Raw genomic sequence first — 25,576 nt, 5'->3', positions numbered from 1 at the left:
AATCCTTTTTATCAATCGAAAGGGACCTCTTCCGTTTTACTTGTTCCGACAAAGGAAATCTCATTGAAAAAAGGTTGAAATCGGACTTAAAGTCCGTTCGAGATAAAATTTCGGAAGAATCCAATTTTTAAAAAAGAAATCCTTTCTAAACGTTCTCTCGAGTTTTACCGGAAACACAGATTCAAAATTCAGATTCTTCCGAATGAAATTTCGTTTTGAGAGTCTTTGCATTCTTCCCTTTCTCTTTGAGATATCGAACGATATCTTCCGTATCTCCGTGAGTGAGAAGAATTTCTTCAGCTTCCGTAGAGGAAATCGTTTGAACCAATTCATTCCAGTCGGCGTGATCCGAAAGAGTAAACCCTTTGCTAAAACTTCCGTTCTTTCTATTTTTTGAAAGCTGCATCCAGCCGGAACAAAAGGCGCTTCGGATTTTTTTAGATTCCGGATTGGGAATCGGAGAACCCGGAGGAGCGAGAAAAACAAAATGATTTTTAGAATTCGGGTTCCATTGATCCAAGGGTTTTGTTTTAGGAAGTTGGATTCCCGATTCTTCGTATCTCGAGTTCATGGAAAGAATGGAATCGTGAACAAAAAAATCCAAGTCGATCCCTCGTTCCTCCGCCGCGATCGACAATCCTTTTAGAATTCTCTGCGCCTTCCCGAGCGAATATCCGTAGAGCAATGAGATCGAGTCGAGGTTTCTATTTTCCAAAATAAAGTTTAGAATATTCTGAAATACGAATGTAGTATTTTCCCAGATATAATACGGTTTTGCAAAGGTCGCTTCCGAAAGAAACGTATCACATTTGAGAATTTCGAAAGGTTCGCAGGTCGGATCGGGAACCGTTTTGTAGTCTCCGCTGATCACGGTCACTTTCCCTTTGTATTCGATTCTTACCTGGGAAGATCCAAGGATATGACCCGCGGAGTGAAGACTGATTCTTACCCCATTTGTATATACGGCTCTTCCGTAAGGAAGTGTTTCGATCGGAGCTTTTTTTCCGAGGCGTTCTTGCGTGAGATGAAAACCGGATTCTGCGCAGAGGTAATGAGCGGAACCCTTTCTCGTATGATCGGAATGTGCGTGTGTTAGGATCGCCCTCGGCACTCCCTTCCAAGGATCGACATAAACATCGGCTTGAGGAATATACAATCCGGCGGGTGTTAAGACGATCATTTCCATTGACTCCAGAGAATTTCTTTTTCAGTCTGGATCGAACGTATTTTCATGAGCAGAGAAGAAAAAATCAGAAGATTAGGTCTCGTCCAATCCGAGGTCACCGATTGTAAGCTTTGCAAGCTTCACACGACTCGAACACAAACGGTCTTTGGAGAAGGCAATCCGGAAGCCGAGGTGGTTTTTATCGGAGAAGGTCCCGGCAAACAAGAGGACTTGACCGGCCGTCCCTTTGTGGGCCGCGCCGGAGAACTCTTAACAAGAATCATCGAAAAGGGAATGGGAGTTCCGAGAGAATCCGTCTTTATCGCAAACATCGTAAAGTGTAGGCCGACCCTCGATATGAAATTCGAAAAGGATCGTCCGCCGGAAGACGAAGAGACCAGGGCCTGCGCTCCGTATCTTCTCAGACAACTGGAAATCATTCAACCCAAGGCTATCATTACTCTTGGAAATCCATCCACACGTTTTATCTTAAACACAAAGGAAGGGATTACAAAACTCAGAGGAAATTGGGGTTCTTTCTATGGAATCCCGGTGATGCCTACATATCATCCGAGTTTTGTAATTCGAAACGGAGGGGAGAACAGTCCTCTCAAACGAGACGTCTGGGAGGACATTAAGAAAGTTATGGATTTGCTGGGTTGGAAGAAACCTTCTTAGGCTCAGCTTCGGTTTCCTTTAACCAGTTTGCGATTCTCTGATAAATATCGGAAGGTGCGTCTTCGTAGGCAAAAAGACCAAGATGATCATAGTCGATCGCCATTCCGTTGTCTCTTCCCGCTTCAAAATATTCCCTTTTTCCTTTTTTTCTTTTGTAAACGGGATGAATACTTTCCGTCGGAGAAATGTTATCGATTCTACCTCCGATAAAAAGGGAAGGGAAGTTTGTATTTTCAAAAGATTCCCATGTCTTCGGATTTTCTTCCAGAGCCGGAAGATAATTAAAGAGATTTTGATAAACGAAGAGGGTAGTAGGATCATCGGCGTCGAAAGAGATAAAACGTTTACAGAAGCTGTCCTTATTTTTACAGGAAGAACTTATATCCGAGCCCAGTCTTTTTTCGGCTTTCATCTGCTCGATAAAACTATCGTTGTATTTATAATCCATCCCCGTTCCGAGAAAGAATACCTTTGCGATGTCCGGAATTTTTTTGGCTTTGAAAGAATGGAGGAGAGATTGTCCGCCTAACGACACGCCGCCGAGAATGTATTCTTTTTTACCGGTGACTTTTTGAATTCTTCCGATCACTTCCGGAATCAAATTTTCTCCGACGTCTTTGAGGTTTATATTTTTGTGATCTTCGAAATGAAGAAGCCAAACCGAAAATCCGTTTCCGTTTAAAACTCCGATCAGACCCGATTTATCTCCAAGATAAAGGGCCTTTTTATTGATCAAAACGGGATCCACGATTAAAATCGGAGGATAAGAAGAATTCTCATAGGAGAACGTAGTCAGATAGACGTTCGGAGCTATGTTCGCCGTTTGTGAAGTGAATTTTTGATCGGTAATGACCACATAACGTGTGCATCCGAAAATCGATAGGATACAAACGAATACGAACGTGAAAAGCTTAATTTTTGTATATTTCATTCTTAAAATCCAAAATGGTTTTAGTTTCTTTTATCCAGCCAGGAAACGATCGGGCCGAATATTTCTTTGTCCGCGTGTTTTCCCACGATCAAGTCCGTATGTCCGTAATCGTCCGAATGACCGTTCGATCGGGAAGCGATAAAAAGAGATTTGTCCTCGGAAGAAATCGTGTCATACGCATAACGCAGAGAATACGACATTCCGAGTTTGTCTCTTCTTCCCGCAACGAAAAGAGTGGGAATTTTGATATTCTTAAGATTATCAGAATAGGATATCTTCTTGTCTAAACTCCGCATTTCTCCGCTTTCGGCGAGATCTTTGAACTGTAGAATTTCATTCTTCGCACCCGGATTGATGGAAGTAGTTTTTACTCCGGAAAGAATCGAAGGATCTATATTGGCCTTGTGCCAAAAAAGCTCTTCAAAAGATTTTTGGGGAAGAAACGGAATTCCCGTTCCACCTTGAATGCCGGCCCAGGTTTCGGTGGGAACAACGGGCCAAAGATTCATGAGCCACGTTAGAGATCCCCAGCGTCGAATCGCGGAACTCGGTGGATCCATGATCGCGGGAGAACCGATTGCGACAAAGTTTGCGATTCTCTTTTCGCCCAGACTTCCCACTCTTCCGTAGACTACCATTCCGCCCATACTATGACCGATCCAGTTGACCTTGTCCTTTCCGGTAGAATTTAACACGTGTTTGATGGCCGCATCCACGTCGTATTTGATATAGTCGTCCATGCTATAAGTGAATGTCTTATCTCCGAAAAAAAGAGACGGATAACCCGCTTCCCTTCTTCCTCTCAGATCCAACAACCAAACGTCGTAACCTTCTTTTTGAAGCCTTCCTACGATGGAACTTTTCTCGTTGATCTTCAGATAGGTTCTGTTGGCGATCAATCCGTGGCATAATATAACGGGATATTTTTTTGTGATGTTTCCGGAAAGCGGAGGGAAATGTTCGAGAGTTAGATCCCAACCGTCTTCCGTTTTAGGATGATGGATTTCGCCTTGAAGCTGTATGCTCGCTTGGCATTGGGAAAGAAAAATTCCCAGGATAAGAATCAAAAACGTTCTTTGGATATTCGATTTCATTTATAAATCAGTCTATCGACTTCTACAGAGAGGATCAAGTAGAATTTAATAAACTTGGTATAGGATGATTTTCTACTTCGATTCACCCCTTTCTTGTTACTTTCAGAATCTTTAAAGAAGAATTTTAAGATCTACTTTTAACTTTGAACCCGACTTTGAGAAACTTATCAATCTTCGGTTTTACAACGTAATGACAATACGTTTGTTCCGGATTGGATTGAAAGTAGTTTTGATGGTAATTTTCGGCGGGATAAAACTCTTTCAACTCTTCCACTTGAGTCACGATCGGATTCGAAAAATTTGCCGAAGCTTTTTGGATCGCTTCTTCCGATTGTTTTTTTTGTTCGGAAGAATGATAGAAGATGATCGAACGGTACTGAGTTCCGATATCGTTTCCTTGTCGGTTTAACGTAGTCGGATCGTGACAGATCCAGAAAATTTCCAAGATCTCGGGAAAGGTAATCACTTTTGGATCAAAGGAGATCTGAACAACTTCGGCGTGTCCCGTAGTTCCCGAACATACGGAACGATAATCCGGATTCCGAGTCTGCCCGCCGGAATATCCGGAAACGATCGATTCTACACCTTCCACCATTTGATAAACCGCTTCGAGACACCAAAAACATCCGCCGCCCAGTGTTGCTAATTCCATACTTTCCTCTCGATACAATTTGCCATTACAAATCAAACGGGGCAAGTCCGTTTTTGCGTAATAGAAAGAGCGTATCGAAGATTAGATCTTAACCGTCACCGCAAAGACGATAAATTTTTCCTCTTTGGAACGGGACTTGTGATAGTCAAAGACCGGATCGTAAGAACGAAAGTATCTTCCCTCCAATCTTACCATCGCTTGTTCGTTCGGAATGTAATCGAGAGTAAGAGTTCCACCCGAAGTCAAAAATCCGTTTTTAGTTCCCGATTGAATGATCGTTTGATCCCGATCGTACATTCTCTCGATACGAATCGAAGTTCTAAACTCTTCGATCGGTCTCCAAGTAATCCAAAACGTTCCGATATACCATTGTCGATATGCGTTTACACCCGGGTCCGGAACTCTTTGAATCCCGACGTCTCCGGAACCCGCTACGATGAAGAATTTTGTAAAGTGATATTGTAATATTAAATTATTGTAATATCTCGTTTGTCTTCTTTCATTGTCAGGAGCTTCGTTTCCGATAAAGGTGTTGTGAGTGATTCTAAACTTATCGGTTACTTGAAAGTCGATTTGAGTTCCGATCGCTTTGTCCCGATTGGTTTCGGTGATATTGGACCAGCCGTTCATCAGATGCAGTTGAAAGGAAAGTTTTTGAGAATACTGATAGGAAAGCCGAAACCCGCTCGAATAATAAGGAACGTAGTCGAGGGCGAGGGCCCGGGAATAATTCCAGTTCGAATGCGAGATCCAACTTTCAAGACCGATGTTCCCGAAATAAATTCCCGCGTCGAGCCAGAGATTTTTTGCGAGTTTGATTCCCGCGTAGGCTTCCTGAATATTCCGAACCGAGAATTGATTGGAATTTTTTTCGGAAGTAACTTCGTTTTTGTAGTTCGAGTTTACGGAATTACCGAATTGAAACGCGACCCTTCCTCTGTATTGATCCGTCTCCACTTTTCCATCGATATGGGCTAAGTTGATGTTGATCTCATCCCAACGCGCGGGTTGTGTGAGGTACTTATTTTCTCTCGACGGGGACGCATAGGGATTGTGAGCGTAATAAGAATCCGCAAAAAAACCGAACTTAGGAGCTTTTGGATCCGGCTTGGATTCTTCTTTTTTCTGAGTTTCTTCTTTGGTCTGAGCTTGGATTTGTGTCTCAGGTTTATTAGAAGAATCTAAACTTTGAATGGTGTTTTCCTTTTTTTCTTCCTTCTTTTCCTGGGAATGAATCGAGATCGAAAAGAAAAAAAATAAAATCAGTGAGATCCGGAAAGAGTAGGTCGGAAGCAAAAACCAAACCTTAGAATCCGCACCAACTCCTTGAGTTATAGAACTCCGAAGACGTAGGATGTATAACTTTAGCTTAATCAAAAATTCTAACTGAAAAAGATTTTCTTTATGTGTCATGATTGAATCTTATAAGATCATTTTCAAAATTCAAGAGGGTCGTATCAAATAGAAATTAGGATTCGGTTCTTGGAGTTAAGAAAGAATTAAGATCCTATAGATTCCGGATAAAAAAATCCAGTCAAAAAGAAGAACCGCGCTCATGAATTTGAGCGCGGGATTATAACGAAATTCTAAAATTTAGTTACGTAACCGAGATTGATCACGAAGTGATGTTTTGCGATGTGTTGTTGCTGGTAAGAATTGAGAAGATAAGACTTTGAAGCCGTGTCCAAAGGAAGAGACTGAATCGCGGAAGCCACGGTCTGATTGACGGTTCCATGAATTTTGGAAGGATCCGCGACTTTTCCGTCGTCCGCGTTGGTGTCGGCTTGTACTCCGTTTGCTTTTGGGTAAACTCGATCATTGTCAAAAAGATAAAGATCGGGTCGATAGACGTCGCTGACGCTTACATTCATGTCTTTGAAGTTCAGTTGCAGTTTCGCGGTGATGTCCGTAACTCCGGATCTTCTGTCCGTATTGTTATTAAAATATTGATAACCGACTTGCATTCCCGGAACGAATTTGAAGTCCTTTGTAAGTTCGTACTCGTGACTGATCGCAGCTCGGTGATGACTGTTTCCTTGGTTGAGTCCGGCGGTTTCCGAAGAGATCCGATAGTTGGAAACTATCTCCGGTTTCAGATATTCGAGAAAGAGCGGCTTCCATCCCATCGTGTAATTGAAGAGACTCGCGTTGGTGGGATAGTTCGCGCTGTTTACGACTAAAAATCCGGTGAAGAATTGACCGATCGAAGTATTCCATTCGTAGAGAATTTGTCCTATGAAATAGTCTCTGAGTCCGTTGTTTTCCTTTCTCGGTCTGATTTGATTCGGATCATAGGTCAACTGACCGGATTGTAAGGATTGAATTACCTTGTTCGTTTCGTCGGCGCCTCCAGGAGCGGATTGATAAAAGAAATCGTTATCCGTATTGGATCGACCGATCAGAGGATTGGCCATGATCAGGTTCATTCTAAAACCCGGAATCGGCGTGAAAAAATTTACAAACGTTCCCAAAACAAGTCCTTGCGAGAATGTTTCGTAAGATTCGTTGTTTCTTCTACTCAGCCTTTCACCGAAGAGGCTATTCCCCAAAACATAGACGTCGTTGGCCACCGTTTGACTAAATCCGAATTCCGGTTTTTTATCCGTTGCTTTCGGAAGATTTTTCGGATTGTCTTCCGGAATTCCGGATTGAATGTCCGGGGTTTGTTTTTCTTGCGCTGAAAGAGAATGAACAAAAACAAAAAGGAAAAAAATTATTTTAATAAACTGCATCATAATATTATAATTAACCTGCTGTGGAAGTTTTTATAGTTTGTGTCGTTGGAACCCGATTGAACTTAGAATTTACGATAAAAATTCCGACTATAACCAGAAGCGCGCCGATTACATCGAAAAGATTTAGGGATTCTCCTAAAAACAAAGTTGTTAGCATGGCGACGACCGGAATCAGATTTCCAAAGATTGCGGCCTTATCTGGACCGACTTTTTGGATTCCGTAATTCCAAAAAAGATAACCGAAGAATGTTGTGAACGCCGCCATATACAGGATTGCAAACCACGCCGAACTTGGAGTTTTACTCCATTCGATGTGATAGTCTCCGTTTAAAAGAATCAGAAGCAGCAAACAAATCGTTCCAAAAAAAGAAGTAAACGTAGTGATTTGAACCGTAGAAACTCCTTTGAGATATTTTTTCATTCCTACCGAATATAAGGCCCAGCAAGCGGCGGCTAAGAATATAAAAAGAATTCCCTCACCCTCCAAGACCGTTCGGATCGAACTCAAGTTTCCGTCCGAGATCACTACAAGAACTCCGAGAAAAGAAACGACCGTTCCTAAATACTGAAGAAAGGTAATCTTGGTTTTCAGAAGAATATAGGAAAGAAAAATCGTGATCGCAGGACTGAGCGCCACGATGATCGCCGCGTTTACCGGAGAAGCTTTTCGCATTCCCAGGAAGAAAAAGAAATTGAATCCGAAGACTCCAACGATCCCGAGAAATATAAAACTTCTGAGATGTTCTTTATTTACTTTGAGCAGTTTTCGATCGCTCAAAAAAACAAAAGTAAAAAGAAGAATCGAAGCTAACACAAAACGTAAAGCACCGGTTTGTGCGGGAGAAAAATAGAGAAGGGCTTCCTTTGCCACCTGGAACGTAGTCCCGGTGATCAATGCGAAAAGCACAAGACAAAGATACGGTTTGATCGAGTTCATATTAAGTCCTTTCTTCGTTTGCAAGAAGAGTTTCATACTCTTTGAGTTTTGCCTTGGTGAGTTTGATCGTAACTTCCAGATCTTTTTTCTTTTGTTCCAAGGTCGTAAGATGCGCGTTAAGAATTCGAATTCTCTTATTCAAGGGCGGTTTCAGATTCTCACCCTTGGAAATTTTATCTAAGATACAACCTTCTTTGATAAACTCTTTGATGTCTTCCAAAGGCATACTCAGTTCTTTGAGCGTTCGTATCACTTTTAGATGTCGAATCTCTTTTTCGGAATATTTGCGGTCTTTTCCGTGACTTCTTTCCGGATGCGGTAAAAGTCCCATCTTTTCGTAATAACGAAGCGTATGCGGACTGAAGTTCGTCATTTTTGAAATTTGAGAAATACTTAGGGTTTCGCTCACTGAATTCTCCTGCTTAGAAATCATACCGCTTAGACTTAGCTCTAAGTCAAGGCTTCGTCTCGAAAAAAGAATCGATTCTTTCAAAAAAAGACTAAGAGGCGTTTGATTCTAAATCTTTTGACTCACTTAGAGTTAGCTCTAAGTTTAAATTTCCCTAAAAAAAGAAGTTAAAAAAAGAATCAAAAATGAAAGGAGATTTTTGTTATTTTTCTATGACACAGAAATCCGTTCCTTCCTTCAAAAAGTCAGATCTTTCCTCGGGAAAGTTAGCCGAAATTATAGCCGATAGGATGTTGTCAAAACAATCCGATCGTGACCTTTTTTGGAAGGCGTTTGAATCTAAAAAGAAAAAAGCTCCCGCGAATTTTTTGGATCAATTTGAAAAACTCTACGGCTTTCGACCTCCCGAAGAAATTTTAGAATGGGAGAACGTTCGATTTGCTTACGAGCAAATCATGTACAACGTAAGCGATATTTGGAATATGATCGATCACGAAGGTGGTCTTCAGATCGAAGAAGAATCCGAAGAGGAAGATTACGACCCCGATTATCGCGCCGTTTCTTTTCAGAAATTTCTTTTAAAAAAAGCTCAAAACCTCGAAGAACAATTGAATTCCATCCTTGGATCCTATCAGGGTCTGATGTTTTTATTTACGGGAGTCGCGGACTTTGGATCGGATGGAGGCGGCGACAGTTGTTGGGTGAACTTACTTCCTAATGCGGAAGGTTCCGCAGAAGTGCATCGCTACAATCACGAAATCGGTGAGTTGGAAGATGAGCCTTTTTTTTCCATCAGTCACTTCATCGCTTCCAATTGGTCCTCGGAAGAAGATGACGACGACTATGATGAGGATGACGAGGACGGAGAAGGCGAACCGGAAGAAAGAATCGAATCCGTTTTGGATGAAAAGCTCCTCAAACAATACGAAAAGGAAGCCCAGAAGAAATACGATAAAAGGCAGTTCCACACAAAGTCTCTCGAACTATTTGAAAGATCGGCTTGGCTTTTAGGCCATTCTTACGGAGATCCGGCTTATGCTTACGCTGAAAAGTTGGCGTCAGCGCCGAAGTTCAGCGATTGGGAAGCGGAAAAGAAAATCTTAGAAAAATCACATCCACTCGCAGCCTATTGGATTCTCGCTCATTACTTTATGAAGAATGAAAATGCTTGTAGAGAAGCCTGCTCGATTGCCAAAAAACTTCCGGGAAAAATTCTTCCGGGCATCGCCAAATCGGTTTTATTACTACTCGATGGAAAATCGGATTCTTTAGGAAAAGTAAAGGGAAAAAAATTACAGGAACTGAGAGATCAAACATTCAAAAACTGTGATGCTTCTCAGATTGAACCCCAGAATAGAAAACTTCTGGAAGAAGCTACGGGTTTGTCCGGAAAAAAGAAAATCGCGACCGCGGATTTGAAAAAAAGAATTCAGAAAGGGGAAGCTCCTCTTTCTTTGATGGAAGAATTTCCGGAAGACGTGGAGACTCACGATTTCCTTTTAAAGGAAATCGGTAAAAAAGATCCAAAATTCTCGAAAACGGTGGAACAGTATTTTAAGGAAAGAACGGATTCTTCCTATAACGAATGGCCTTTTAATAAAGAAGATCTGGATTTGCGTCTTTCACTTCCGATTTCCGCCGCATTCAGACAAGGTTTAAACTACGACGTAGAAAATAAAAAAGCTTACGCCGGAATTATCAAAACGTTAGGCAAGCTTGACGATCAAAATGCGATGAACGCTTTTCGAGACGCGGTTCGAAAACTAAAACAAGACGATAAACGTTTGGAAGAAGTTATCAGTTGTCTTTTGGAAAGCGAACACGAGGACGCCCTTTCGATTTGGACGGAAGCCGCGTGGAAGTTCTTTGAAACTTTGGACGGGGCTCTTGAAAAAAAGAAGAAGGTGCAGGACGAAGGGCCAAACCTAAACAATATCTTCACCGTCTTTAGTTATCTGCAACAAGCCTTGAACGAACGTCTTTTGGTCGGGGACGAAGAATCCGGAAAACTCGCAAACAAGGTTCTCACTTATAGAAACAATTTAGGAATCTTTGGAATCGCTCTTGGTTATGCTTTCGCGGTTTCTGCAAAGATGGGATTCAAAGAAAATTTGGACTATATCCGAACGTATTTGGAGATGGGATCTCAGATCAAAGGAAGCGGAAGAGATTCTTATCTCCAGTTTAATCAATTGGTCAATCTTTCGGAAGGGGCCATCGCATGGGCCGTGTTAGATCCCGAAAGTGCAAAATCCGGTTTGAAAGATCTCTTCGAAAAAGCTGAAAAGAATTCCAGTCCGGGAATTTCGATCGATCTACTTGCCTGTTATCTTTCCGGGCTTTTGTTCTTGGAACCGAATCGAGAAGAATGGATTCAATTCGCTCAAAGAATTTTAGGAAATCGCGGAGAAGAATATCGTGCCTACGGCCCGATTCGAGCCGTGGGAAAGGCAAAGATTCAAGAACTCAAAAACCATCTCTACTATTACGTCTACGCGGATCCGAGTCCGATGGTGGATTATACTTGGACATACATAGAAGACGCCGCGAGAAACGCTTGGATTCAGATCGGAGACAAAGAACTTCCGGCCTTTGACGACGATGACGAATATGCAAATCGTCTTTCTAAAAATCCAAAGGAACTTCCGGCCGCGATTCTAAAACCGGAAAAATACAGCGTTCAACACGTATTTCAGAATATTAGAGAAAAAAAATATATCAATCCGGATGTCGTCAAGATCGGAGGGCCTTGGCTGGAAGAATCGCTTCGTTATTCTTGCGATGAATATAGATACGGCGGGAACTATGACCGCTGGGAGGCGATGAAAGCGCTTTTCATCCAAGGAGAATCCGCGATCCCGGTTTACGCGGGAATATTAGATCTTCCTTATGCTGGATCGGATTGGAAATTGTATTGTCTTCAATTTCTTCGATTTATCGAACAAGAAGGAAAAAAATGGACTCAGGTTTTACAACTGGACGAAGAAGCCCTCTTGAAGATTCTAAATTCAAATCCGCCGGAGTGGGCCGCTTGGGGGGATTTGTTATCGGCGAAATTATTTCTTCTGAAAGATAAGGATTCTTTCGAGACGATCCTGAAGCTGATCAAAAGAAGATTGAGTTATACCAACCCGCACATTTATACTTCGTCTTCAACGGAAGAAGCGCTTGCATCCAGACTTCCTTCGATTCTTCCGTGGTTTGGAAGAGAAGGAGATAACACCCTCGAAAGTCTTTGGAAAGAAACCAAAAAAGATTCGGAAACGCATTACATTTTGGATGCAGCCGCGAGAAAGAATCCCGAAATCGTTTTGAGTGAACTTCCCGATTTGGGAGAAGAAGGAATCGAGCTCGAACAAAGAATCAGCGGCGGAGAATACGGTCCGAGATTTTGGATCCAATTGAGTTCTAAGGAAGTGAAGTTCGGGATCGAAGAATTCCATCTGCACAGCATTTTGGAAAATTCGAGGGCTGAGTCGAGTTTGGATTCTTCCCTACTCAAAAAGGATTCTCAAAAAACTCTCAACGATATTTGGAAGATGGCCCAGATTTTGGGTTACAAGGTCGCTAAGAAAAAAACGAAGAAAAAGCGCTGAAGAGTAGTTAGGCGGCCGGAGTTCCGACCTTCGCGGCGGAGCCGCCCGTATTTTTCGAGAACCCCCTTGAAAAGAAGGAGTTCCTACTTCTCAAGGGGGTTTTCTGCAGATTTCGGGTTCGTGGACGAGAGAAAAGGTCGGCTTCGTTTTGAAAAACTCCGTAGTTCCGACCTCGAATTCCAAGAGCGATACCCAAAACTCCGGAAAATTCTCCCCAAAAGTAGGAACTCACACAATTTTCCTTTTCTCTCCCTTTCTCATCTCTTACACTGGTGGAATCCCCGGAGGTTCCATGATTCAGAACAATTATTTTTCGGATACCCAAGATATCCAGGATCACTTTGAGCACATCCTTCCCTGGACCGAAATCATCCTCGATTACGAAAACGAATTCTCCGACACATCCGACGGAGGTCCTACCAATCCTACGGAAGCGAAAGAATATTATAAAACGGTTTTGGAAACGGTCGGCGATCTTGCCGGAAACATTCTCTCTCCTCACGTTGCGGAATTGGATCGAGAAGGATTGCGATTCAAAGACGGAAAGGTAGAATTTCCTCCCAAAATGTTAGAATTGGTCGCGAAGGTCGTCGAAGCGGGCGTGCAGGCTTACGGGTTTTCCAGAAAATACGGCGGACTTGGAATTCCCTGGACCGTGAAATCATTTATTTCCGAAATTTTTTATCGCGTAGACGCGTCACTCGCCATTGCTATCGGTTGTGTCAATCTCGCTGAAATATTGGAACGCCACGCATCCAAAGAAATGAAAGAAGAATGGATTCCTCGTTTGGCCGCGGGTGAATTTGTCTGTGCTATGGGGCTCACAGAACCCGATCACGGATCCGATCTTCCCAATCTTCGAACCAAAGCTACAAAAGATCAAAATGGGAATTGGGTCTTGAACGGAACCAAACGTTTTATCACTCACGGATGCGGCTTCGGAGAAACTCCGGCGATTCTTCTCACGTTGGCTCGTTCCGGAGAAGTCGGTTCCGGTGCGAGGGGACTTTCTTTTTTCCTCGTTCAAAGTCCGGACGTTCAGATCGCGGGAATCGAAAACAAGCTCGGACTTCACTGTTCTCCTACTTGCGAAGTTGTCTTTGAGAATTCACCGGGGCTTCTGATCGGAGAAGAAGGATACGGCCTCATAAAATATACGATGGGAATGTTGAACGGAGCGAGAATGGGAATCGCACAACAATCCACGGGACTCGCGACTGCAGCATATTATGAAGCTCTAAAATACTCCAAAGAAAGAATTCAATTCGGAAAACCCCTGATTGAAATTCCTGCGGTGAAAAAAATTATCGATCGTCTTGAAAGGGAAACCCTTGCGATGCGTTGTCTGACCTTGGAAGGATCGAGGGTGATGGATCGATACTACTGGCGCGCGCTTCGTTTGGAAAAAAAAGGGGCTTCCGAAAAGGAAGCGAAGAACGATACCGTGGTTCGTTATTGGGAAAAGATCGCGAACGTTCTGACCCCGATCAGCAAATTCTATTGTTCCGAGTCTTGTTTAAAAGTTGTGAGTGATGCGCTTCAGGTTCACGGAGGCGCCGGTTATACGGAAGACTATGATATCGCGAGAATCTATCGAGATGCAAGGATTACGACTATCTACGACGGGACTTCTCAAATCCAGATCAACGCAAGTATCGGCGGAATCACTTCCGGTCTTACGCATACGTTCGGAGAATATCTGACCGAACTCGTGAACCAGTTGGATTCTTCTCTTGTACATAAATTGTTTCACGGATTTCAAGAACTCGTTTCTCTTTACAAGGATCTTCCCGCTAGAGAAGACAAAGATACCTACGCGGAAGAAGTTGTTATGACCTGTTCTCGTCTTCTCGCGGGAATTCTTTTGGAACTTTCCTGCCGTAGAATTCCGGAAGAAAGAAGACAAGCTCGTCTCAAACACGCAAAGGATTATCATCTGGACACGCTTTCGATCTTGGAAGGAAATCTTGCAAAACTAAAGGAAGTCAGCGGGGTTCCGGCTTAGGAAAAATTAAAAAACTACTTCTGCGATTTGAAAAAGTCGGATCCAAGAAGTAGTTTTGAATTTAAGAATCGAATTTTTTCGCGATTGTAATTCGTTTCGCAAAAAAGATTCTTTCGTTGAAATTCATTTCGAGGGAGAATCTCTATTCTCCTTTTTTCGAATACAGGACGTATTCTTTCGATCGAATGGATTCTTAACGATTTCAGAATTTGTGATCCACTGTTTTCCGGTTTTGGGGCAGTGATAAAGAGCGGCCCCGGATCGATCGTGATAACCGATCACCCGTTCGAAAAGAATTACGAGTTCTCCGTATAATTCTTGTTTGGTTTTAGAATCCGTCGTTTTCCCGAGTTCCCTCGTGATCGGAAGCGCCTTCTTGAAAATTTCGGAATCCTTTTCTTTTTCACCGCCTTTTTCCAAAAGAACTTCCAACGCATCCGTAGCCACGGCGCCGTCTTTCAAAAGATCGATTTGATCCGTGAGCTTCGAAAATTCCTCTAAGACAAAACTTGCCTTTCCTTTGTGCGCAAACAAAGGTCCGAAAGAAATTACTATCATTGTCATCAGGGAGATTCTAAGAATTCTACAATTGAGATTCATATTTGAAATCATAACCGAGTAGGCGCAGAATCGAAAACCAAAATTAAATCCCGAATCTCATTATTCGGATCGAAAAATAATTCACGTTTTTGTAAAATCGTCCCCACTTGGATTTAGGAATTCTTTCTTCGGAAACGATATCCCTCAAGGTAGAACGTAAATCGATGATTCGCGTTCCTCCACATTCAAAAAATTTAAAAGGAAATGAATATGAAATACGATTTGGCTTTGATCACGGGCGCATCGGGCGGATTGGGAACTGAATTTTGCAATCAACTCGCCGCAAACGGAAGCAATTTGATTCTCACCGACTTATCTTCGAGTTCTTTAAAAAATCTTCAAAGCAACTTGGAGAAAAGGTTTGGAATTGAAGTTCATACGATTCCCGCCGACCTTTCGGTTTCGGAGGGGCGAGAAAAAATCGTTTCTTATTTAACGAAAAAGAAATTAAAACCGGATCTATTGGTTAACAATGCCGGCCTCGGTTACATTGGCGACTTTGCGAAAGAACCCGAGTCCAGTTTTCTCACCACGATTCGAGTCAACGTGGAAGCCTTAGCGGCGATGACGCGAAAACTTCTTCCGATCATGATCGAAAACGGTAAAGGAAGAATTCTTAACTTGGCTTCTACCGCTTCGTTTCAACCGGTTCCGTATTTTACGATCTACGCAGCGAGCAAGGTCTTCGTATTGTATTTTACGGATGGATTGAGTTACGAACTCAAGGGAACAGGAGTGAGCGTGCACGCGGTTTCCCCGGGACCGATTCGAACTCCATTCTTTGACAAGGCTTTTCCGAAAGGTTTTAGAACTCCCGATTTCCTTTGGTTAACTCCGGAGAAAGTAGTAAAGACGGCTCTTTCCGGAATGGAAAAAAATCAGACTATCATCGTCGTAGGCTGGGTGAATCGGATTCAGCAGATTCTAACTTCCATTTTGCCTCGGAGAATGTCCGCTTGGATGGGATCGATCGTTTTCTCCATAGGCAAAAAGAGATAAAATTAGAATTTTAGAATATCCTTATACTCCGTTGCTCGCAGTAAGAAGAATCGGTTCTTGGTCTGTTACCACGATCGTATGTTCTTGTTGAGCGACGTAACTTCCGTCTCTGGTCACGAGGGTCCATCCGTCGGAAGTTTCCATTGCGATTTCGGATTTTGTGGAGATGAACGTTTCTATAGCAAGAACCATTCCTGATTTTAGTTTTTGAGAATATCTTTTGTCTTCATAACAAGGAATATACTTTGGAGCTTCGTGAAGGCTTCCTCCGGTTCCATGTCCCATTAAATTTTTGATAACGGTGAATCCGTAGGATTTTGCTTCCTCGTGAATCGCTTTTCCGATGTCGCTGATTCGATTGCCTGCTTTGGCCTGAGCAACTCCTTTGTAAAGAGAAGTCCGAGAACAATCCACCAACGAGCTAAGAATCGGATGCGCTTGCCCTAAGATAAAAGAACTTCCATTGTCTCCAAAGTATCCACCAAGTTCTGCGGAGACGTCGATATTGATCAGATCACCGTCTTTTAGAATTTTTTTGGAAGATGGAATTCCGTGTGCGATTTCACGATTCACGCTGATGCAGGTCGTGCCGGGAAAGTTGTATGTAATCACGGGAGCGGATCTTGCCCCGTATCTTTTCAAAAGATCGAGTCCGAAGTCATCCAACTCTTTGGTGGACATTCCGGATTTTGCAAAGGCTTTCATTTCTTTTAGAACGAGTCCCACGATTTTCCCGATTTTTTTCAGACCGATTAGATCCTTTTCTGTTTCAATAGACATCTGGTTTTCTCCGACTCGATTTTTTTGGTTTCAACTACGAAGTCAATGGATTCGTAACAGGCTTTTCCATTTAAAAAACGATTCTCTCTGCTTATCATTTGGAAATCAATAATCCTTTTGGGTTAATCCCCTTTGGATTCTTCCTTTTTTTTCCTTCCTTTTAAGAATCATTTCAAACCTTTCGTCTCTTGATTCTAAATTATAAAAGAATAGTAGCAAATGCCTCCTGAATCACAGAACTTACTCAATCATATTCAACCGATAGAATACTCCAAAGGTCAGATTATTTTTCGACAAGGAGATCCTTCTAAGGATCAGATGTTTTTTATTTCTAAAGGCTCAGTCGTTTTGTCCGAGACGGTTGACGGTAAAGAACGAGCTATTTGTCGAATTAACGAAAACAATTTTTTCGGAGAAATGGCTCTTCTAACCGGCGGTAAAAGAACCGCGTCAGCGATCTCCGCGACGGATGAAGTTCGTTTGATTTCCTTGGACAGTAGCATCATCGAAAACATGATCCATAAAAATCCGAAATTTATGTTTCGGATGCTTTTGACTGCGGCGAGTCGACACTATCGAGAAGAGCTTAACTTCACACAATTGCAACATCTTATAAAAATCGATCCTTCCAATTTGGAATTTGCGGACGATTATGAGAATTGTAGAATTCATAATCTAGGGGTAATCAGCAGAATCTACGGACATCTTAGCAATTATTTTCCTCCAGGAAAGTATCTGTTTCATTCCGGCGAACCCGCTTCGGAAAAACTCTGGTTTGTTCTACAAGGAAAATTAGTACTTTGTAAAGTAGCTAGAGACGGATCCGAATCTGAAATCAGAGACTATCATCCCGGCGATTTATTGGATCTATCTTCTCTGATCGGTTCGAACCCGAGAGTTTTTGCGGTGAAGGCTGTCGAAGATACTGCGATCGTAACTTCGATCGATAGAAATTTGTTGTATCGAGTTCTTACCTTGAATCCTAAATTATTCTTCAATGTGTTTAAGACGATCGTCTACGATTTTACGATTCTCAATCACTGCTTTAAGACGAGTAAGGAAGCGGAAGCGAATCTTGGCAACGGTGTGACTCATGTTTCTGAAACTGTGGAAGTTGCAGGCGAAAGTGGGGAAGGACTCGATCATTTGGCGGAACAGGCTTCCACCTCGGTGAACGAAGTGGAAACTGAATCTTCCGAATCCAGCTCCGAACCGGAAACGGCCGGAGCCTTGAACAAAGAAAATTCTTAAGGTTGAAATCCGAAAAAGAGTTCTTCCGAAGGAAGATTCTTTCGCCCGGTAAGGATGAAGGTGTTGATCTTTCCTTTTCCTTTGATCTCTACGTCTTCTCTTTTTTCCATCGAGAATTCTTCGGAAATCAGATCCGCAGTGGAATTAGTTACTTGGATTTGACCGCTCAAACCGTGCGACTCCATTCTACTCGCTACGTTGACCGCATCTCCCCAGATATCGTAGATAAACTTTTTGGTTCCGATTACCCCTGCGACAACGGGTCCGGTGTTGATTCCTATCCTCATATCGAGTTTTAGATTTCCTTCCTTAATCCTAAATCGTTTGAGCATATCCATCATTTCCCATGCCATATGAGCAATTGCTAATGTATGATCCTTTCTCGGTTGAGGAAGACCGCCCACCACCATATACGCATCTCCGATCGTTTTGATCTTTTCGAGACCGTATTTTTCCGCCATAAGATCGAACGCCGAAAATACCTTGTTTAAAATCCGGACCACTTTTTCAGGATGAAACTTTCCTGCGATTTCGGTAAAGCCTACGATATCGGCAAATAGAATGCTCGCTTCGCTAAAACTCTGAGCGATTACGGAGCTGTCTTTTTTAAGTTTATCTGCGATCGACTTCGGAAGAACATTTAACAAAAGTTTTTCGGCTCGTTCTTGTTCCTTTTGTACTTTTGAATAAGCTTTGGCTAATTCTTTTCTTGCCTTTTCGTTCTCGTCTAAAGTGATCCTGACCGTGCCGAGGACTTGGTTGTATCGATCTGCGATTTGCCCGACTTCGGTAAAGGGTTCGACGGGAACGTTATAACTCAGGTCTCCCGTTTTTTTTTGATGTTCCATAACCAAAAAAAGATCGATCAATTCGGTCGTCGCTCTGTGTTCAGAAATATTCAATCCCTGGTATTCTTCTTCAGGATCGACTCTCAATTTAAAAAATCGATTGATCGTCGAAAAAAACAGATACGAGGTTCCAAAGACGAATGTCCCGATGGAAGCGATTCCTAAAAGCTGAACTTGGATTTGTTCCCAGCGAGTTAAACCTGAATTTAGAATTTGAAGATTTCCAAAAATGCCGACACAAAGCGTTCCGAAAATTCCCATTCCCAAATGAACAGGTACAGCTCCGACCGCGTCGTCAATTTTAAATTTTTCTAATATATCTTCGATGGGAGATACAAGAATTCCGGCAAGAATTCCGATCAATCCGGCTTCCATCGCGTTCACCACGTTCGCACAAGCGGTGATTGCTACAAGACCGCCTAACGATCCGTTTAAAGGAAGGACCGCGTCCGGATAACCTTTTCGAAACCAGCCCACGAACAACCCGGAAAACATCGCGGCGCCCGAGGCGAGCACCGTGTTTAAAAGTACGGTCGGAACGTGTTTGTCAAAGGCGAGAGTGCTTCCTCCGTTAAATCCAAACCAACCGACCCAAAGGATGATTCCGCCTAACATTGCTAAGGGGAGGTTGCTTCCGGTAACTTTACGAGGAGGTTCTCCTTCCACAAATCTTCCTGTTCTAGGCCCGACTACGAGTAAAAACGCGAGGGCGACCCAACCGCCCACGCTATGAACCACGGAAGAACCTGCGAAATCTCTAAAGCCCAGAACTGATAACCATCCGTGTGTTTCCGATTGATAAAGCCCGGCCCAAACCCAGTGTCCCGCGATAGGATAGATAAAGCCGGAAATAAGAATCGTTGAAATGATATACGAAACGAATTTGAGTCTTTCTGCGATGGCTCCCGAGACGATCGTCGCCGCAGTACCGCAGAAGACCAATTGAAATAGAAAGAAGGCCGGGCTCCAAATATCATCGGGAGGAAATACGGGAATAAACCAAGATGTTCCTAAAATTCCTTTCCAAGACTGGCCGAACATTAAGCCAAATCCGATAAACCAAAAAAGAACCGTAGCGATTCCGAAGTCGGCAATGTTTTTGATCGCGACGTTGATCGAGTTTTTAGCTCTTGTTAATCCGGATTCTAAGATTAAGAATCCCCCCTGCATCAATAGAACAAGTCCTGAGCAGAGTAAGATCCATAAAACGTCGGTTAGTGTTTTTTCAGTCGAGCCCATAAACATTAAATGCATGCATACTTCCTGTAAAATTGAATCCCAAATTTTTTTCTATCTTAGGTTTTTCCCGAATTCGTTATCATTTATAGATAGGAGAGCGTAAGTCATCCGATCGAGTCTAACGCGGTATCGAAAAGATAACTTAGGGGACAGCCTTTTATTTTTATAATCGGTTCGTTATGATTCTGTTCTTAAGTTTATTGCTTATGTGAAACAAAATGATACTTTCTTTGGAATAAGAAACAGATCATCATAACGTTGTAAAACGATTTATTAGAATTCTTTTTGAATCATTATTACGGCTTTTGGGGATAATGATTATGATCAAAATTGAATACATATTTTAATGCGAAGAGCGCAATTGATACAATTTGCAGATTCTTTGAATAAAATGTTTACTTCTTCGGCAGAATTAAGAGGATTCTTCCTGGGGATTGAATTCGTCCTGCTTGGTCTTCGGCCTTCTTACCCGTCCCTAAAAAGTAATCCAGTCGTCCGTGTCCCGTTATCTTCGATCCTCGATCGTGAACGAATACCAAACGGTTCTCTTCGGCGACGGAAGGAGATTCAAAGGAAATCAAGGCCGGGATGCCCAGCGGAATATTCGGATCCATCGCGACCGATCTTTTTGGAATGAGTTCGATTCCGCCGCTTCCTCTCGGGGCCGAAGACTCTTTTTGGAAGAATACATACCGAGGATTTTTTAAGATCGCCGCTTTTACTTCCTGAGGATGTTCTAAGATGCAGTTTCTCAGATCGGAAGGAATCAGGCTTTGACAAACGCCGTTCAACGATTCGGCCGGGCTGATATAATTCTTTCCGTTATCGGAAGCATACGTTATACGAAACGCGTCTTCTTTGGGAGTTTGAACGACCGCGGAACCTTCCAGTTGTGCCAGATGAAGATCCACAATTTTTACGAATGCGATCGGATTGGTTTTGGAATTCCAAGAAGAAGGATTTTCCAATTCGGATCTACTTTCATAGGGAAGAAAATTTCCGTTAACGATCTTTCCTACCACCCTTTCCGTTCCCCGTTTTTTTACGACTAAGTCGGAAGGTGTTCCCAAGACGGGATGAGCAAATTCCCCTTCCGGTCGGTTTCTACCTTCTATAATAACTTCGTAATATCCTGTGATTTTTCCTTCGTTTGGATCGGCGGTTTCCAAAAGAAAAAATGATTTCTGGAATTCAATTTTTCTTTTTTCCGAATCTTTCTGTTTTAAAATTCTTCTTAGTTTCTCCAAGGAACTCAGAAAATCTTCTTTATTGTAAGAATTTTTGTGGAGTTTTGTTTTCCATTTCGCCGGTAATCTTTCAAAGTAAAGCTTTGATTCTTGAAAGGCGCGTTCTAAGGTTTTTATGTCTTCGATCTTTTGTAGATCGGGCGGTTTGTTTACCGGTACAAATCCGGATTCCTCCAATTCTTTTGCATTCAAATTTATAAAATTATAAAAAAAGAATATAATAAAAATAATAACTACAGGCATTCTTAGATGGATTCCGGATCGATCATCAGTTTGAATTCCGAAGGTGTCATCCCGGTAAATGTTTTAAAATATTTTTCCATCTCTCTCGCCGAAATAAATCCGGATCTCCTGGCTACATCCAGGTGTTTTAGATCCTTTCTCGTTTTTAAGAGATATTTTGCCTCTTCCACTCGGTATTGATTCGTATAACTTTCGAAAGAAGGAAGTTGTGTGGATTCTTGAATGAATTGTTCGAGATCGAAAGGTGTGATTCTCAAAATACTCGCCAAGTCTTCCTTTGTTAGTTCCGGATTCTTAAATATTCTTTCCACTTTAAATAGATGATCCAAGCTGAATTGAAGAGAAGGGGCCTTGTTTTTAGAATCGGGATCCGCGATCCGATCGGGCTTTCTTAGTTTTTCCTGCAACTGTTGTATGTCATAAGCCCGGCTTAAGGACTTTCTTCTAACGAACTTTTCACGATCCGATAAGCTGATCATCACAACGACATATACCGTTGGAAGCGCAAGAACGTAGGCGTGAACCGCGTATTCGTTATAAGGAATTACGTCCAAATAGTAAAGAAGTGTAATCATTACGCTCCCCACAATCGGAATCATACAGAGCGTGATCTTTCTCGCCGGTCGAAACGAGGCAAATACTAAAATAGTAGAGATGATGATCAGAGTGCAGGCAACGATATAAGTCCAAGCAAAGATTCGAACCGCGAGCGGACGATAAGAAAGAAAAGAAGTATAGATCGCTAAAAATAGAACGATAAAAGATCCTCCCAATAACATTCTTAGGAAGATTTTTGGAAGCGAGGTCGCTGAAAGAAACTGATACATAAAATGCACCGAGCACCCAAGAGCGAGTAACGCAAAAAGAGGAGGTGTTATATTTTGAAATTCCGGAAACATAGGCCAGAGATATTTGTAGCCGCTTGCAAAACAGGCCCAGCCTTCGAGAGAAACAAAAATCAAAAATCCGACGATATTCAAATAGATCGGATCTAAGGTCTGACGATAAACAAATCCGGTGAGTAAGGAGATAAAAAGACTGAGCACCAACGTGAAAAGAATACTTAGATTTCTATAATAGCTTCCTTTTTCATATTCCACTCCGGATTCTAAAAGCAAAGGAAAGTTGATAATGGAAGAAGTCTGGACCCAGAGATAATAAATATTTTCCGCGTTGCTATCTTCCAAAGGTTCCAAGTGAAAAACGGGATAGTAATCGTCCACGGATCTTTCCGGATAAGGAAATCGATCTCCTGAAATTTGAATCGTGGAATTGGAGAATACCGACGCCGCGTCTAAGGTGACTTGAGGAATTCTTAAAAAACATCTCGATCGCGGATATTCTTTGATGCTAAATCTTACCCAAACTGCCTCTTTTATAAACCCGAATTTTAAAAACGGTTTTTTGAGTTCCGAATAAGGGAGATCAGTCTTTGGTTTCAAAGGGATCGAGTTGTTAGGATTTGGATCGGTTGCAAATTCGATTTTTCCGAACTCGCAGATTTCAGTTTGAGGATTCGAATAAAGCGAATTAGGCGAAGCGAATCCTAAAATTATAAGGAATAGAACGAAACGGATCCTTACCATGATTTTTGATTTTGTGAAACGATAGAACATTCTAATAAAATTGTATTTATTTAAAGTTCTTATTAGAAGATCGGAAACGTTTGAAAACAGTCGTTAGTCTATGTTTTCTTTACATTCTTCTAAGCCGAGAACTCAAGCGGTTTAATATTATCAAGAGCTACTATTCCAGTCAAGAGTTCCAAATAATTTGGCTGACTTTTTCTACTCTCTTAAAAATCAAAATTCGAAGCGTGAGGGAATCGGATTCTTAGATGGGAACGAATTCTAATTTCCGTTAATCCGATTTTGATTAAGCGAAGTGGAAAATAATTTCGAATTCGTCAGGCCTTCGGCGCTCTTTTAGACTGAAAAAAAAATCAATTTCCACAACGAAGTTTCACCTTCCTTGGAAGAAAATTTCAACGGTATTTGAGTATAAAATTCTTGACTGCCTACCTACTGGTAGGTAGGTTTGAGATTAGAATGAAACTCGTCGGAGATACAAGCGAAAAGATCGTAAATCTCGCCAGGGATTACTTTCAGAGCGTTGGATTTCAGTCATTCAGCTTTCAAAACATAGCGGATGATTTGGGGATTAAGAAGTCCAGTATTCATTATCACTATTCTTCGAAAGAAGAATTGGGTTTGGAACTTCTGGAAATCTTTTACAAGGATTTTGAAGAATATACGGAAAATCTAAAAGGAAGACCTCCGAGAGTTCGTTTATTTGGACTGTTTAAACTCTACGAGGCTTATACAGGGGAAAATGAAAAGATCTGTCCTTTCGGCGTTGTTGGTAGCGAATATCACGTTCTCACACAACCGATCAGGGACAAAGCTTTGGTCCTTCACAATCAGCATCGAGATTTTCTAATTCAAACTCTAAACGACGGTGTCAAAGACGGATCCTTTATTCTTCCGTTACATTCTAAGGAAACCGCGGACTTGTTTATGTCCGCGATTCAAGGTGCGATGCAAATCGCAAGAATTCGTAAAGATAGGGAATATTTTCCTAGGATAATCAAAAGTCTCAAATCGATGATTCAAATTAAGGAGCATAAAAATGCCGGCCACTGATACGATTACAAAAGTTAACGAAGAACTCAATAGAATGTCCGCAAAAATGGCAAAGGAATTCGGGATCAGCCTTGAAGTTCCGCCGAAGTCTTTTAAAGAAATGAAAGGAGAATTTTTGGAAATCGAATCGAAAAGAATTCTGGTTCGTTTCCCGTATGACGCGCGTTTTGCGAATCCGATCGGTATGTTTCAAGGCGGAATGCTCTGCACGGCTTTGGATAACACGTTCGGACCGCTTTCCTATATCACCGCAAAAAGGCCCTGTGTTACCACCGATCTTTCCACTCAATTTTTTAGATCGTTTGCACCGCGAGACGAATATATCGAAATCGAAGCCAGGGTTGTCGCTAAGTCTCCTGCGATGTTGACCATGCTTGCTGAAGTTCGCAATCCGAAAAAGAAACTCATCGCGACTTCCACTACGAGTATGTTGATTTTACAAGATTCTATGTTGAAACGAATGAGCGGAAAACAAGAGCAAGAAGAATAGAATATATATTATAAAGCCGTAATCTTTGTAAATCGGATCGGAAGACCGAGTCATTTGCAATCGATCTGATTGCAATTCTCCCTTTCTTCCTCGGTTTCCAAGGTTACGTGCGCGATTTGAAGTTCTTTTAAAATTGTTCGCGCTTCCGATTTGATACTTCGTCTTCGATCCGAAGAAAGATCGTTTTTTAAGACGAGATGGGCGGTCAGCGCATTTTCTGTCGTGCTCAAAGGCCAGATATGAACATGATGAATATTTAATACTCCGTCGATGGCTTTGAGTTTTTTTTCAACCGTTTCGGAATGAATTGTGTCGGGAGTGGAATCCAAACTCAATCGAAGACTTTCCTTAAAGAGCGGGATGTTTCCGTAGACGATGATCAAACCGATGATAAGACCGGTCACAGGATCGATCCAATAGATTCCTTTCCATTGAATCAACAAACCGGAACCGATCACTCCCAAAGAAACCAATCCGTCTGCGAGCAGGTGCAGATAGGCTCCTTTCATGTTTAAATCCTTGTCTTTACTTTTGTGAAATAAAAACGAAGTCGAGAAGTTTACAAAAACTCCCGCAAGAGCGACGATCGCGATCATACCGCCGGAAACCGGATTCGGTCTGGATAGTTTTTCAATCGATTCGTAGACAATGAAAGCAAAGGTTCCAAAAAGAAGAATGGAATTGAGAAGGCTGACTAATATCGAAGATTTTTTTAAACCGTAAGTAAAGCCGGGAGAAGGAGCTCTTTGCTGGAGTTTGATCGCAATCCAAGCGAGAAACAAAGAACTCACGTCCATCAAATTGTGTCCCGCGTCCGATAACAAAGCCAGAGACCCGGACCATAATCCGATTCCCGCCTCGATCGCCGCGTAGAGAAGATTGAAAGTCATCGCGATCATCAACGCTTTACTCGAGCTTTGATGATGGTCATGGGCGTGATGAGAATGATCGTGAGAATGGTGATGTGAGTGATGATGGCCCATATTGTTTCCGAATTGAGTTGGAGTTCTATTCCCAGATTAGAGGCTCCACCGA

The 25,576-nt window shown here is 42.1% G+C and carries 22 protein-coding genes; 7 read left to right on the top strand and 15 right to left on the bottom strand.

Going from position 1 to position 25,576, the window contains the following annotated elements; all coding sequences use genetic code 11:
* Nucleotides 1–181: 181 nt before the first annotated feature.
* The gene (locus A0128_RS17940; RefSeq protein WP_069608761.1) at nucleotides 182–1,186 is read right to left on the bottom strand and encodes a ligase-associated DNA damage response exonuclease; all 1,005 of its coding nucleotides are present in this window, start codon (nucleotides 1,184–1,186) and stop codon (nucleotides 182–184) included.
* A gap of 45 nt (nucleotides 1,187–1,231) precedes the next feature.
* On the opposite strand from A0128_RS17940, the gene A0128_RS17935 reads away from it, so the two are divergent.
* The gene (locus A0128_RS17935) at nucleotides 1,232–1,843 is read left to right on the top strand and encodes a uracil-DNA glycosylase (protein WP_069608760.1); all 612 of its coding nucleotides are present in this window, start codon (nucleotides 1,232–1,234) and stop codon (nucleotides 1,841–1,843) included.
* Here the strand turns inward: A0128_RS17935 and A0128_RS17930 are convergent.
* From A0128_RS17930 to A0128_RS17900, 7 genes are all read right to left on the bottom strand, one after another.
* Nucleotides 1,809–2,774, bottom strand: a complete 966-nt coding sequence (locus A0128_RS17930) for an alpha/beta hydrolase (protein ID WP_069608759.1) — start codon at nucleotides 2,772–2,774, stop codon at nucleotides 1,809–1,811. The genes A0128_RS17935 and A0128_RS17930 overlap by 35 nt on opposite strands.
* Before the next feature lie 20 nt (nucleotides 2,775–2,794).
* Nucleotides 2,795–3,868, bottom strand: coding sequence for an alpha/beta hydrolase (locus tag A0128_RS17925; RefSeq protein ID WP_069608758.1), 1,074 nt, complete (start codon nucleotides 3,866–3,868; stop codon nucleotides 2,795–2,797).
* A gap of 124 nt (nucleotides 3,869–3,992) precedes the next feature.
* Entirely contained in the window at nucleotides 3,993–4,520 is a 528-nt protein-coding gene (gene msrA / locus A0128_RS17920) for a peptide-methionine (S)-S-oxide reductase MsrA (RefSeq protein ID WP_069608757.1), read from the bottom strand.
* Nucleotides 4,521–4,601: 81 nt separating this feature from the next.
* Entirely contained in the window at nucleotides 4,602–5,933 is a 1,332-nt protein-coding gene (locus A0128_RS17915) for a porin (RefSeq protein ID WP_156781878.1), read from the bottom strand.
* 173 nt (nucleotides 5,934–6,106) lie between these two features.
* The gene (locus A0128_RS17910; protein WP_156781877.1) at nucleotides 6,107–7,255 is read right to left on the bottom strand and encodes a hypothetical protein; all 1,149 of its coding nucleotides are present in this window, start codon (nucleotides 7,253–7,255) and stop codon (nucleotides 6,107–6,109) included.
* Nucleotides 7,256–7,265: 10 nt separating this feature from the next.
* Complete coding sequence (locus tag A0128_RS17905; RefSeq protein ID WP_069608755.1) at nucleotides 7,266–8,192, bottom strand: DMT family transporter; 927 nt, start codon at nucleotides 8,190–8,192, stop codon at nucleotides 7,266–7,268.
* A gap of 1 nt (nucleotide 8,193) precedes the next feature.
* Nucleotides 8,194–8,601, bottom strand: a complete 408-nt coding sequence (locus tag A0128_RS17900; RefSeq protein WP_218918950.1) for a MerR family transcriptional regulator — start codon at nucleotides 8,599–8,601, stop codon at nucleotides 8,194–8,196.
* Nucleotides 8,602–8,813: 212 nt separating this feature from the next.
* Here A0128_RS17900 and A0128_RS17895 point away from each other — a divergent pair, with 212 nt between their 5' ends.
* Nucleotides 8,814–12,197, top strand: a complete 3,384-nt coding sequence (locus A0128_RS17895; protein ID WP_069609387.1) for a hypothetical protein — start codon at nucleotides 8,814–8,816, stop codon at nucleotides 12,195–12,197.
* 7 nt (nucleotides 12,198–12,204) lie between these two features.
* Here the strand turns inward: A0128_RS17895 and A0128_RS17890 are convergent, their stop codons facing one another.
* On the bottom strand, nucleotides 12,205–12,429 hold the full coding sequence (locus A0128_RS17890; protein WP_156781876.1) for a hypothetical protein: 225 nt from the start codon (nucleotides 12,427–12,429) through the stop codon (nucleotides 12,205–12,207).
* Between the two features lie 60 nt (nucleotides 12,430–12,489).
* Here A0128_RS17890 and A0128_RS17885 point away from each other — a divergent pair, with 60 nt between their 5' ends.
* A complete protein-coding gene (locus A0128_RS17885; protein ID WP_069608752.1) occupies nucleotides 12,490–14,202 on the top strand; it encodes an acyl-CoA dehydrogenase family protein in 1,713 nt (570 codons plus the stop codon).
* Nucleotides 14,203–14,325: 123 nt separating this feature from the next.
* Here A0128_RS17885 and A0128_RS17880 read toward each other — a convergent pair whose 3' ends face one another.
* On the bottom strand, nucleotides 14,326–14,766 hold the full coding sequence (locus A0128_RS17880; protein WP_083244176.1) for a hypothetical protein: 441 nt from the start codon (nucleotides 14,764–14,766) through the stop codon (nucleotides 14,326–14,328).
* A 246-nt stretch (nucleotides 14,767–15,012) separates the two neighbouring features.
* On the opposite strand from A0128_RS17880, the gene A0128_RS17875 reads away from it, so the two are divergent.
* On the top strand, nucleotides 15,013–15,801 hold the full coding sequence (locus A0128_RS17875; RefSeq protein WP_069608751.1) for an SDR family NAD(P)-dependent oxidoreductase: 789 nt from the start codon (nucleotides 15,013–15,015) through the stop codon (nucleotides 15,799–15,801).
* 21 nt (nucleotides 15,802–15,822) lie between these two features.
* Here A0128_RS17875 and map read toward each other — a convergent pair whose 3' ends face one another.
* On the bottom strand, nucleotides 15,823–16,581 hold the full coding sequence (gene map, locus A0128_RS17870; protein WP_069608750.1) for a type I methionyl aminopeptidase: 759 nt from the start codon (nucleotides 16,579–16,581) through the stop codon (nucleotides 15,823–15,825).
* A 219-nt stretch (nucleotides 16,582–16,800) separates the two neighbouring features.
* Between map and A0128_RS17865 the strand changes: the two genes are divergently transcribed.
* Nucleotides 16,801–17,832 (top strand): cyclic nucleotide-binding domain-containing protein, encoded by a 1,032-nt coding sequence (locus A0128_RS17865; RefSeq protein ID WP_069608749.1) that lies wholly within the window; start codon nucleotides 16,801–16,803, stop codon nucleotides 17,830–17,832.
* Here the strand turns inward: A0128_RS17865 and amt are convergent.
* The 3 genes from amt to A0128_RS17850 all read right to left on the bottom strand — a co-directional run bounded on the left by amt (nucleotide 17,829) and on the right by A0128_RS17850 (nucleotide 23,025).
* The gene (amt, locus tag A0128_RS17860; RefSeq protein WP_083244174.1) at nucleotides 17,829–19,934 is read right to left on the bottom strand and encodes an ammonium transporter; all 2,106 of its coding nucleotides are present in this window, start codon (nucleotides 19,932–19,934) and stop codon (nucleotides 17,829–17,831) included. The genes A0128_RS17865 and amt overlap by 4 nt on opposite strands.
* A 380-nt stretch (nucleotides 19,935–20,314) precedes the next feature.
* Nucleotides 20,315–21,409: an MltA domain-containing protein gene (locus A0128_RS17855; RefSeq protein WP_069608747.1), complete on the bottom strand. Its 1,095-nt coding sequence runs from the start codon at nucleotides 21,407–21,409 to the stop codon at nucleotides 20,315–20,317.
* Nucleotides 21,410–21,411: 2 nt separating this feature from the next.
* Complete coding sequence (locus A0128_RS17850) at nucleotides 21,412–23,025, bottom strand: 7TM diverse intracellular signaling domain-containing protein (protein ID WP_069608746.1); 1,614 nt, start codon at nucleotides 23,023–23,025, stop codon at nucleotides 21,412–21,414.
* 432 nt (nucleotides 23,026–23,457) lie between these two features.
* Between A0128_RS17850 and A0128_RS17845 the strand changes: the two genes are divergently transcribed.
* Nucleotides 23,458–24,051, top strand: coding sequence for a TetR/AcrR family transcriptional regulator (locus tag A0128_RS17845; protein WP_069608745.1), 594 nt, complete (start codon nucleotides 23,458–23,460; stop codon nucleotides 24,049–24,051).
* Nucleotides 24,038–24,541, top strand: coding sequence for a PaaI family thioesterase (locus A0128_RS17840; RefSeq protein WP_069608744.1), 504 nt, complete (start codon nucleotides 24,038–24,040; stop codon nucleotides 24,539–24,541). Before A0128_RS17845 ends, A0128_RS17840 begins: the two co-directional genes overlap by 14 nt.
* 50 nt (nucleotides 24,542–24,591) lie before the next feature.
* On the opposite strand, the gene A0128_RS17835 is transcribed toward A0128_RS17840, so the two are convergent.
* Nucleotides 24,592–25,524: a cation diffusion facilitator family transporter gene (locus A0128_RS17835; RefSeq protein WP_069608743.1), complete on the bottom strand. Its 933-nt coding sequence runs from the start codon at nucleotides 25,522–25,524 to the stop codon at nucleotides 24,592–24,594.
* Nucleotides 25,525–25,576 lie beyond the last annotated feature (52 nt).

This window comes from Leptospira tipperaryensis (genome assembly GCF_001729245.1).
Taxonomy (GTDB): Bacteria; Spirochaetota; Leptospiria; order Leptospirales; family Leptospiraceae; genus Leptospira; species Leptospira tipperaryensis.
The sequence above is the reverse complement of the archived record's forward strand: the minus strand, read 5'-3'. Positions and strand labels throughout refer to the sequence as shown.